9 protein-coding genes and 1 pseudogene are annotated in these 9,758 nt (G+C 39.8%); 2 read left to right on the forward strand and 8 right to left on the reverse strand.

Annotated features, from left to right (window positions below):
* From G337_RS29530 to G337_RS0108855, 3 genes and pseudogenes are all read right to left on the reverse strand, one after another.
* Positions 1–160 (reverse strand): annotated as a pseudogene (locus tag G337_RS29530) (transposase); the annotation flags it as partial.
* Between the two features lie 242 nt (positions 161–402).
* Positions 403–1,227 (reverse strand): TIR domain-containing protein, encoded by an 825-nt coding sequence (locus G337_RS0108850; RefSeq protein WP_028863572.1) that lies wholly within the window; start codon positions 1,225–1,227, stop codon positions 403–405.
* Between the two features lie 157 nt (positions 1,228–1,384).
* Positions 1,385–1,846, reverse strand: a complete 462-nt coding sequence (locus G337_RS0108855; protein WP_028863573.1) for a hypothetical protein — start codon at positions 1,844–1,846, stop codon at positions 1,385–1,387.
* A 534-nt stretch (positions 1,847–2,380) separates the two neighbouring features.
* Between G337_RS0108855 and G337_RS0108860 the strand changes: the two genes are divergently transcribed.
* The gene (locus G337_RS0108860; RefSeq protein ID WP_028863574.1) at positions 2,381–3,298 is read left to right on the forward strand and encodes an alpha/beta hydrolase; all 918 of its coding nucleotides are present in this window, start codon (positions 2,381–2,383) and stop codon (positions 3,296–3,298) included.
* Positions 3,299–3,615: 317 nt separating this feature from the next.
* Here the strand turns inward: G337_RS0108860 and G337_RS25890 are convergent, their stop codons facing one another.
* From G337_RS25890 to dapA, 3 genes are all read right to left on the reverse strand, one after another.
* On the reverse strand, positions 3,616–4,272 hold the full coding sequence (locus G337_RS25890; protein WP_051303088.1) for a substrate-binding periplasmic protein: 657 nt from the start codon (positions 4,270–4,272) through the stop codon (positions 3,616–3,618).
* A gap of 402 nt (positions 4,273–4,674) precedes the next feature.
* Positions 4,675–5,799 carry an outer membrane protein assembly factor BamC gene (gene bamC / locus G337_RS0108870; RefSeq protein ID WP_028863575.1) on the reverse strand — a complete coding sequence of 375 codons (1,125 nt, stop codon included), beginning with the start codon at positions 5,797–5,799 and terminating at the stop codon, positions 4,675–4,677.
* Entirely contained in the window at positions 5,796–6,677 is an 882-nt protein-coding gene (gene dapA, locus G337_RS0108875) for a 4-hydroxy-tetrahydrodipicolinate synthase (RefSeq protein ID WP_028863576.1), read from the reverse strand. The genes bamC and dapA overlap by 4 nt, the downstream gene beginning before the upstream one ends.
* A gap of 176 nt (positions 6,678–6,853) precedes the next feature.
* Here dapA and G337_RS0108880 point away from each other — a divergent pair, with 176 nt between their 5' ends.
* A complete protein-coding gene (locus G337_RS0108880; protein WP_028863577.1) occupies positions 6,854–7,705 on the forward strand; it encodes a tetratricopeptide repeat protein in 852 nt (283 codons plus the stop codon).
* Between the two features lie 168 nt (positions 7,706–7,873).
* Here G337_RS0108880 and G337_RS0108890 read toward each other — a convergent pair whose 3' ends face one another.
* Positions 7,874–8,857, reverse strand: coding sequence for an alpha/beta hydrolase (locus G337_RS0108890; RefSeq protein WP_028863578.1), 984 nt, complete (start codon positions 8,855–8,857; stop codon positions 7,874–7,876).
* Between the two features lie 37 nt (positions 8,858–8,894).
* On the reverse strand, positions 8,895–9,755 hold the full coding sequence (locus tag G337_RS0108895; protein WP_028863579.1) for a DUF7281 domain-containing protein: 861 nt from the start codon (positions 9,753–9,755) through the stop codon (positions 8,895–8,897).
* Between the last annotated feature and the right edge of the window lie 3 nt (positions 9,756–9,758).

The raw sequence follows: 9,758 nt of genomic DNA on the forward strand, positions 1-9,758 counted from the left end.
CATTATCATTATTGTACCAGTCATCAAAGAGGGTTAAATCAAGGTGGTTATCGATAATATGCGAAAGCGCATATTCAAATGTGCCTGGGATGATTTGCTGTGAGAAATCAATCGGGATAAATTTACTTTGGCAAGATAAATCGGGTTTGTAATTGGCCATTACATTTCACTCTAGGCGAATAATAACCATTAGATCACAGACGTTCAGCACAATCAAGTACGTTTTTTATACAATTCAATAAAATTAGAAAAAGAGCGAAAAACGCTCTTTTTAGAGAAATTCTACAGCCTCAACGCCCGCTTAAGCGGACAAAAATTGTTGGCTATAATGTGTAGCGAAGCGAAACGTAGCCAACTGTTTTTGTTCCGTTTAAAGCGCTTGTTATACAAACTTACGTTGAGCTATAAGTTGTAACCACAAGCCTTCAGCTCTTTATTTACGTCATTTTTCCAAGCGCCAGCTTGATCCATAGAGACATATACCACGCCACTAATATCGTTAGGTGTCTCAATTTGCCCCTTAACCAAAGCGCAAACATTTTTTCGTCCGAGTTTAGCCATCAAATAACCATGCTCAAAGACTACATTTTGTCTTGCTCTGTCTCTTGCTGGAACTTTAGTTTCAAATGCACCGCGCCCTTTATCACACGGGGTATAAATAACGATAGCGAAATCAGCTTCACCTGCATAATGCTCAATTTTTTCAATTATTGTCATGCCACTACTAGCTTGCTCATGAAGGATTATTGATTCTAAGCCAACATTTTCGATGTATCTCGCAGCTTCTTGCTTGGCTTCATTATCTCGCCCATGAACAATAAACACTTTATTTTTCTTATTAACTGTTTGTGTAGGGAATATAGAATTATTTGGTGGCTGTGTAGTACTTGCCACGTTATTTTGTTGAAAGCTTGGTGCTTGCTTCATTACTGGTTGAGAACCAAACTCTAAGTGATTTAGAAGATCTACAAACTCTTGATCTAGAAAAACTCGACGCTCTTTATAAGTATCGTACTTAGGCTGAATAAAATCCCAGAATGAATCTAAATCACGAGTGAGCTTTAGCCAACTTGGTAAATATGGCGACAGCGCATTATTACTTAACAATTCGAGTCTTAATGCCTGAAATTCACTGTTAGATGAGTCCTTTCCAGTTGCTCTAGCTTTCAATAATGCACACAAGTAATTTACCTTTTCGGCATTATCAGTTAAAAATTCAATACTCATTAAACTCCCAAAAATATAGATGACTAATGTAAATTAGAGGTTTGTATAACGCCCTTGTTAACAGGCTAAAATTGTGGGCTAAGCTTGAGCGGAGCGAAAATTGCCCGCTGTTTTAGTCCTGTTGAACAGCTTGTTATGTTTAGGAACAGCTGGTAACTCATTCAATTTGTGTTTTAGTCAAAAGGTATTCTATAAACTTTCTATCTCTTGCATGTTCGCTAGACAGAGGGAACTCAATTTCATAATCTAGAACACCTACCAAAACCATACTGTCATTTAAGAAAGAATCATCATAATCGACCTCTATACTAGAAATATCTGAGAAGCTAATAATTGTTTTTGGCTCTTCCCACATATTGCTATACAGAACTAGATTCTTATCTGTAATAAAATACATCCCTTCTTTAATATCAAATAATGCATCAGTATAAAAATACTTAATCTGTTCATCATCAGCTACAAGGCCAAGGGTATTAATCTCTTCCATGTATTTGGAGGGTACTTGACGCCCCAAATACACACTTGTTTCTGGTACAAAGCTGCCCAATATAGCCAAAGCAACAAATATCCCCCCAATAATTACACCAAAGCTAATGCCTAAACATTTTAGTACTTTCATCATACTCTCTTTTAATACTTGCCGACTGAATGTGCGAGGCTAATGCACTCCATAGAAACATAACATCTTATTAGACGGAAAACTTCCGTGTTTCCACAAGAAAGGCGCCCATCAAAAATTTATAATAAAAACAAAGCTTACATTTCTTTGCTCTTTTTATCAAACACTTATATTTTTTAATAGGATTTATCTATTGTCGAAAGGCGGAAAAGTTCCGTATTTACGGTGGAAACACGGAACGCAATACAAACTGTATATGCAGTCAGTTGTTTTCTTGAATATAATAAGTAGATCCTGTTACACACGCTTTTCATCAAAAACGAACCCGAAATAAGAAAACAATAAGTCTTGTGCCGCGATCACTACAAAAGCGAGCTACAATGAGATCGTATCAACAGATAAGTAATGCTAAATTTCTAAGACATTTTACGCCTCTCACGCAACTGTATGTATACACACCCGTTGTGATATTTTGTATCATATGCAGCATACGAGCATTGACCAATGCTAAATTGCACCATATGGAGTCGTGAAATGAGTCAATTATATTTAGAGAATGGCATCAGCGAACTTGTAAGTTCCTTTATCGAAGCCGGCTGCCCTTCTGTTAAAGAACAAACGATAGAAGAACACCGCCAAGGTTATCGAGACAGCATTCAGCTTGCTGGAAAGAAAGAAGCAGTTTACCAAATCACTGACAAAGAAATTGACGGGATATCCTTAAGAATTTTCAAACCATCTGATAACTGCAGTTTAGCGGTTGTGATCTATTTTCATGGTGGTTGTTTTATAAGCGGTGGCTTTGAAACTCATGAACAGCAATTAAGGAAATTAGCGAACCTCTCAGGTGCAATAATTGTTGCAGTGAAATACCGGCTCGCCCCTGAGCATAAATTTCCAGCCGCACATGATGATGCCTTCAATGCATCCCAGATTATTCACAATAGTTGTAAAGACTGGGGAGGCGATCCCGATAATATAGTCCTGGCTGGTGACAGTGCCGGCGGCCATATCTGTTTAATCACGGCCTTACGCCTTAGAGACACCGCTGACTGGCTTCCTGCAAAACAAGTGCTTATTTATCCTATGTTAGATGCCACGGCGGCGAGTCAGAGCTATATCACAAATGGTGAGCAGTACATAATTACTCGTGATGCTCTGCTTACAGGATTTGATATGTATTTGGGTGAATTACCACGTATGCATCCAGAGGCAAGCCCTGTTCATCGAAAAGATCTAGCTGGCCTGCCTGAAACGCATATATTAACAGCTGAGTTTGATCCTTTATTAGATGAAGGAGAGCAGCTGCACCGCAATTTAATTAGTGCAGGAGTAAATACTCAATGCAGAAGATATTTGGGTGTTATACATGGCTTTTTCCAGCTTTCAGGCGTTAGTCAAGCGGCTCAAGAATCAATAAAACAGATAGCAGCTATTGTCGTTTCAAAATGATTTAAAATGGCAGGTCTGTTTATCTCACGACTTGCTGATTTTTACATCTTGAATGATAACTGCTATATAACTGCTATATAACAGGTTATATAGCAGGTTATATAGCAGTAGCTAAGCAGAATTAACTTCCTGCTTTTTGGATTTAACTAAGAGAAAAAACTGCACATAAAAAACAGCTCTAAATTAGTAGGTTTAATTTGAGGGTATTAAAATAGTTGCGATGCATAAGTTAAATTGTAGAACGATATTAGAGTACATAATCTATCTCGATTTGTGCTCCATAACGTCCTCAGTAAGCAGCCGCTAATTGATGATTTTCATGGTGTCATATTGCTGCGTTTTAGGATTTCCCGGCGCTCCGGTTCAAGCTCATCGAGGGCAAGCTGAAATGACCGGATCAAATCATTCTGACTGTCTTTGTGAAAGGCGTAATAATTACCTTTTTCAGTCACCACAAAAATGGTTTTAAATTGCGGCGCATTTTGATTTTTCATTTTTATAACGTCTCTGATAGACGCTTCAGAATGACAGATCAAATCAACCCGTTTTAGGAGCAGTTTACTAATATTCTGCTCAAGGCTGGTCACACTATGAAGTTTTTTACGGTCAAATCCGGCACTTATAAGAGTATTTTCACAAACATCATCCCTAATGGTGCCGATGGTGTATTTTTCCGCATCTTCAAGGGAGTCTATTTTGATAGGACTGTCTGTCAGTCCGACAATTACTTGCCGGGATCTAAAGATGGGGCCCACCCATTTGAAAAGATGCTCTCTCTCCTTGGTCCTAGACATACTGAATAACACGGTATTCTTTTTTTTCTGTACAAGCAGATAGCCTCGTGCCCAGGGCACTATTTTTATCGGCTGCTCCGGAACCCCCAGCTTTTTCCAAACAAGTTTCAGGATATCTACCGATGCTCCTTTTATTTCGCCATTTTCAATATAATTAGCCGGCGGGTAATCTTCAGCCATGTATGTCAGGTTAACAGCATTTATCCCCTGAGCATGGGAGATGAGAGCAAAAGAGTACAACAAAAATGAAATGATAAGTTTAAGGGCGCCTGTAAAGCTCCGAGCTCCAGGTTTCATAACATGATAAATATATTCTTCATATTCACAGATTGAAACAATGGAATCACCAATAAATAGATTAGTCGATGGTCCGTTTAGTTCCCTATTACAATAATCGATAGCCGGAACCCTCTATAAATTCTACCTTCCCAACTTTATTTATTGTAGAGGTTATTCTAACTCTTTGCGTAGGAAGTGAGTGATAAGGAATTCGATAAGTAACTTGTAACTATTTTCCTACAGATGAAAAAAACCAGCGGACTAACAGCCGGCTGGTTTTATTACACTAAAAAATTTATTTAATTAGAACTCTTTAGTCTGCTTGTCATTTAACAGCAGAACATGACGCACTTTATCTGTGATACTCAAGTAAATATCACTAACCTGCTGGTTGCTCAACGATTTCTTATCCGCATCGAGCCAGGTAAGCGAAGTGCTGCCGTCGGCTAGTTCACCTAACTGAATAAAATACTCTTCTTCATCAAGCTCGAACGAATTGAGATTATTTTCCGTCCAGTATTCGTCATCCGGCTGGCTGAACTTAACTAAGTAATAACCAAGGTTCCTATCAGCATCAACTTTTTTGAAACTTAACAAGGTAAACAGCTCAGGCAGTTTGTGCCAAGTCTGTAAAAAGTCAGCATCCACAACCCAGGCCGTCTGATGGTTATCATCAAAGCCGAGTTTTATCGGCAGCGGCTGAGAATCTGCATCTTTTAACTGCTCAGACTCTTTAACTTCATAGGCATACTCTAACAGATCATTAACAAAACGAATTTCAATGTTTTGTTTGTTTTTATCAATTAATTTTATTTTTAATTTTTTGCCGTCATTGACTTCTGAATAAGTCAGCGCATCAACATATAAAGCAACACTATGGCTGTCTGTGGTTTTTTCAATATTAAAACGATAGCTGGAATTTTTGATCACGCGGTTTTTATTAAGCGCACTGCCGTAGACGGTTTCCTGACGGATATTACCAGTCTGCAGCTCCTGCTTTGTTTCGTCCTGCGAAACTATTTCAACGTTATTGGCGGCAAGGTAAGATTGAAGCATATCCCAGACTTTAATGCTCATATATTCATCTTGATTAAATGCGTTGAACCAGACCTTAGTCTGATACTGATCATTTGCTTCGAGCATTACCCCTTCAATTACTGGAATCAGCTGCACAGGAGGACGAATATCGACGTTTTTAACTAAATTTCCGACCTCTTTCTGCTTTTCACTTAATTCAGGAATATCAAACTGGTTTCTAGCTTCGTCATTCGTTAAAGAGCCGGTCTGGTATTTCTCAATAGACTTAGCCTGGTCATATTCAAATGAACCATTAGCCTGCATGCGTGTATCAAACCGAATACAACCACTTAGTGATAAGGTAATAATAACAGCCGCTGCGCAGCGGCTTTGTTTAAATAATTTAATCATGAATATAATTTAGCTTTTGTTAAGGCGTCGCGAACAACAGACTGATATTGCTCAGAAAGAATGGTTAAAGGTAAACGGCAGTCTGCAGACGGGATAAGCCCAAGCTCAGCACAGGCCCATTTAACCGGGATAGGATTAGCTTCAACAAACAGCTTCTGATGAACCGGCATTAACAAAGCATTAATTGTATGCGCGGCGTCGGTCTGAGCGCTTAACGCTTTTTCACACATTTCAGCCATCTGCACAGGAGCAACATTACTAGTTACCGAAATAACACCATGTCCGCCCTGAAGCATAAAATCACAGCCCGTTTCATCGTCACCGCTGTATAAAACAAAATCATCAGCAACCAGTGCCTTAATTTCTGCAAGGCGTTTTAAATCACCAGTTGCTTCTTTAATACCGATAACATTTTTAATTTCTGCTAAACGGGCAACCGTTTCAGGAAGCATATCCACAGCCGTGCGTCCTGGTACGTTATAGAGAATCTGCGGCAAATCACAAGACTCAGCAATCGCTTTAAAATGCTGGAAAAGGCCTTCTTGTGTTGGTTTATTGTAATACGGGGTTACATTTAAACCGGCAACTACGCCGCTGTTAGCAAATAATTTACTTAAGAAAATTGCTTCGGCAGTTGAATTTGCACCGTTACCTGCAATAACCGGAATACGTCCGGCAGCAAACTCCAGGGTTTTCATTACAACTTTAACATGATCTTCAACAACTAAAGTTGCAGACTCACCTGTTGTACCCACTGCAACAATGGCAGAGGTCCCTGACTTAATATGAAATTCAACAAGTTCTTTTAATGCAGGAAAATTTATTTCACCGTTTTGATCCATTGGTGTCACGAGTGCGACAATACTACCTGTTAACATGTTAAAAGCTCCTATTTATGGTTTTTCAATGGTACTTTTGCAGGCTGTTAAAAACAAGCAATAAAGCCAATAGATTTAGCTTCTTAGATCAAAAATTCATTATTGGTGGTTAGCTTCTCTTTTTTAGAGGATAATCCTGCTATTAACAATAAAAATAAGATAAGGCTGAGAATAAAATGCAAGTTAATAATTACGACGTTAGCGTCTCGACTTTTCCGCAGATAATTATTGAAGGCTCAAAAGAAAAACCTGTACTGGTGGTTTTCTGGTCACAGCAGTGCTCTGTCTGTCACACCCTGCTGCCGTTATTAGATAAAATACACAATGAAGATAATCAAGCTTTTACACTGGCACGTATTAACTGCGATGTAGAGCAGCAGATAGTATCTCATTTCGGGGTGCAGAGCGTACCGAGTGTATTTATGTTTGTTGACGGCCAGGGAGTGGACGGCTTTGCCGGTGAGCAGAGTGAAGAATTTGTCCGTCTGTTTATAAAAAAACATACACCGGATCAGGCCTTAACCCTGCTTAATCAGGGACAGACATTATATGCTCAGGGACAGTTAACAGAAGCCAGAAGCGCAGTACTGCAGGCGGTAAAATTAGCACCTGATAATAACGATATTAAACTGGCTTTAGCGCAGATCTACCTGGGACTTGGTGAGCATGAAAATGCACAGCCGATATTAGCGCAGATTCCGGCAGAAGATCAGAGCATGATCTACCACAGCCTGATTTCACAGTTAGATGCAGCGATGCAGTCAGCACAAACCCCGGAAATTACCGCCTTAGAAGCGGTACTGCAGTCGGCTGAGGATAAAACACCGGTCGAATATAAACTGGCACTTGAATATAAACAGGCCAGCAGAAACAGCGAAGCACTAACTTTATTGTATAAAATACTGTTAACTGATGTCGGTTATGAAAACGGTGAAGCGAAAAAGACTATGTTAGAGCTTTTAGCGTCAGTAGATGATCCAGCTCTGGTAAGTGAATACCGGCGTAAACTGTACAGCTTACTGTACTAGTCGTGAACAGAGTAAACTGAGCTGTATTTCTCTACAGCTCAGTTTTTTAAAATTTAGCCGACAAACACTATTTTCCCTTAGAGCGTGCTGTCAGCAGCCGGCTTTTATCAATATGCAGCCGGGCTATTTTAACTATTTGTTTATTCATGCATATCTCTTCAAAACCGTTTATTTAACTGCCTCTGTTATCCAGGGACCGATGTAATTAGAAGCGGAAATAATTAACGAAAAATGATTCTCTTTTTCAACCATCTTAATCTCTTTATTATCGGTTTTGCTGTTGTCAGAGGCAAACCGCGTCACTTTTAACGGATCAAAGGCTTCATCCTGTCTACCGATCCACAGCCCGAATTTTGCTAATTCAGCTATCTGCTCATCTGGAGAGTGAGGTGTAACAGCATTGGACATATTTACTGTATTAAAGGTCACTATTTCCGGATTGTTTTTTAATACCCGCTCCGGAAAATTAAAATTAATCGCTTTAGCATGGCCGAAAAGCAGACCGCCGCTGATAGAGTTAAAAATAAAATCTGACGTATTAACCGTTGAAAATTCAAACCGGCTGTCATCATCGTCATCGTAATTAGTTTCAGATCTGAAACCAAAATAGGGAGAAAGAAAAACATAACCGGCAGTATCAGCCCTGCTCTCCCAGCTTGAATAATTAAGTGCCAGCCCGGCTCCGCCCGAATGACCTCCGACAAAAACAGGAAGATCTGGATATTTACTGCGCGCCTGTTTAATTATGCTGTTAATATCTAACCATACCTGCTCAACTTCAGGAGTATCTCCCCTGTCGCCTCCCGATGCACCATGGCCGCGGATATCCGGCATATAAACCGCTATGTCAAAATCATCACGTAAGCCGACTCCGATATGGTTATAGGTAAGTCCGCTATGCGCTCCTGCGCCATGGTAGAAAACCAGCACGGCTTTCGGCTGGGCCGGAAGATAAGCACGATAAGCTAAAGAGATACCGTCACTAGCCTGAATATATTCAAGCGCCTGCAGCTGCTTTTTCGCAGCTCCTTTAATTTCACTAAGAGAGAAAAAATCCTTAGGCGGATTTGATGAACCGGAATCAGCCTGAACGGCCGGCGACATAAAAGGCAGAGCCAGACTAACCGTTAATAACAGCGGTTTAAATTTCATAATTAATTCCTTTTAATACAATGAATCTCTGCAAAAATTATAATGGGTACAAAGCAAGTTTTACAGAATGTCTGAGCATATGTTCCTGTTTAAGTGTCTTACGCTGGCGGCACATTTCATCAAAGGCCAGCTGACATTTCTCGGCTAAGTCCGGCTTTTGTTTAAGGTAAGTTATGCTTTTATTCTGATTAAACCACTCATTTTCAGCACCGAGTAATTTCATATTAATTACCGAGCTGTCTTGCGGCGTTAACCAGTAATGTGCGCAGCAGGTCAAAGCTATTTCAATGCCGGCAGGATCTAAGTCGGAAAAACAAACTAATTGGTGACTGTCTGCAAAGCGCCGAAAAAATTGATAAGCCTTACTGCTATGGCTGTCTTTCTTCACATCTCCGCGGTACAGCCATAGTGCATCTTGTAATTCTGCAGGCATATTTAATTTGTTAAGCACCGCCATAATTTCAAGGTTTTCAACAAAGACAATTTTCTGGTGCTCGATGGAAGTGATTTGCTCTGCATTAATAGTCAGGCCGAATGCAGTAAAAGGACTGACTGTGTGCACCTTCTGATTCATCCTGATAGTATGCAGGCTGTTAACCAGTACATAATCACGGCTGACCGGATAAGCATTGTTTTTTTCATTACGAAATGCTGCAGCGGCTTCTGCACGGCTTTGCTTATCTAAAAAAGGCTCGCGAAACAGCTGTAACTGGTTTTCCTGAAACACAATTTCAATCAGAGCCTGACGATCATTTTCAGTAAAGACAAGATAACCGTCTTTAATCTTACCAAAGTTATATTCACTGTTTAAGCGGATTAATAAACTAGAAAGTTTAAGTTCACCGCAGTACAGAGTTCTAAACTTCTTCTGGCAAAACTGATACAGGCCTTTATTCATAGG

Source organism: Psychromonas aquimarina ATCC BAA-1526 (assembly GCF_000428725.1).
In the GTDB taxonomy this organism is placed as follows: Bacteria; Pseudomonadota; Gammaproteobacteria; order Enterobacterales; family Psychromonadaceae; genus Psychromonas; species Psychromonas aquimarina.

What these genes read in the sequence shown, in the direction of transcription:
- bamC (WP_028863575.1), bottom strand. Translation starts at nt 5,799, where the DNA reads ATGATTAAATTATTTAAACAAAGCCGCTGCGCAGCGGCTGTTATTATT.
- G337_RS0108850 (WP_028863572.1), bottom strand. Translation starts at nt 1,227, where the DNA reads ATGAGTATTGAATTTTTAACTGATAATGCCGAAAAGGTAAATTACTTG.
- G337_RS25890 (WP_051303088.1), bottom strand. Translation starts at nt 4,272, where the DNA reads ATGGCTGAAGATTACCCGCCGGCTAATTATATTGAAAATGGCGAAATA.
- G337_RS0108860 (WP_028863574.1), top strand. Translation starts at nt 2,381, where the DNA reads ATGAGTCAATTATATTTAGAGAATGGCATCAGCGAACTTGTAAGTTCC.
- G337_RS0108880 (WP_028863577.1), top strand. Translation starts at nt 6,854, where the DNA reads ATGCAAGTTAATAATTACGACGTTAGCGTCTCGACTTTTCCGCAGATA.
- dapA (WP_028863576.1), bottom strand. Translation starts at nt 6,677, where the DNA reads ATGTTAACAGGTAGTATTGTCGCACTCGTGACACCAATGGATCAAAAC.
- G337_RS0108895 (WP_028863579.1), bottom strand. Translation starts at nt 9,755, where the DNA reads ATGAATAAAGGCCTGTATCAGTTTTGCCAGAAGAAGTTTAGAACTCTG.
- G337_RS0108855 (WP_028863573.1), bottom strand. Translation starts at nt 1,846, where the DNA reads ATGAAAGTACTAAAATGTTTAGGCATTAGCTTTGGTGTAATTATTGGG.
- G337_RS0108890 (WP_028863578.1), bottom strand. Translation starts at nt 8,857, where the DNA reads ATGAAATTTAAACCGCTGTTATTAACGGTTAGTCTGGCTCTGCCTTTT.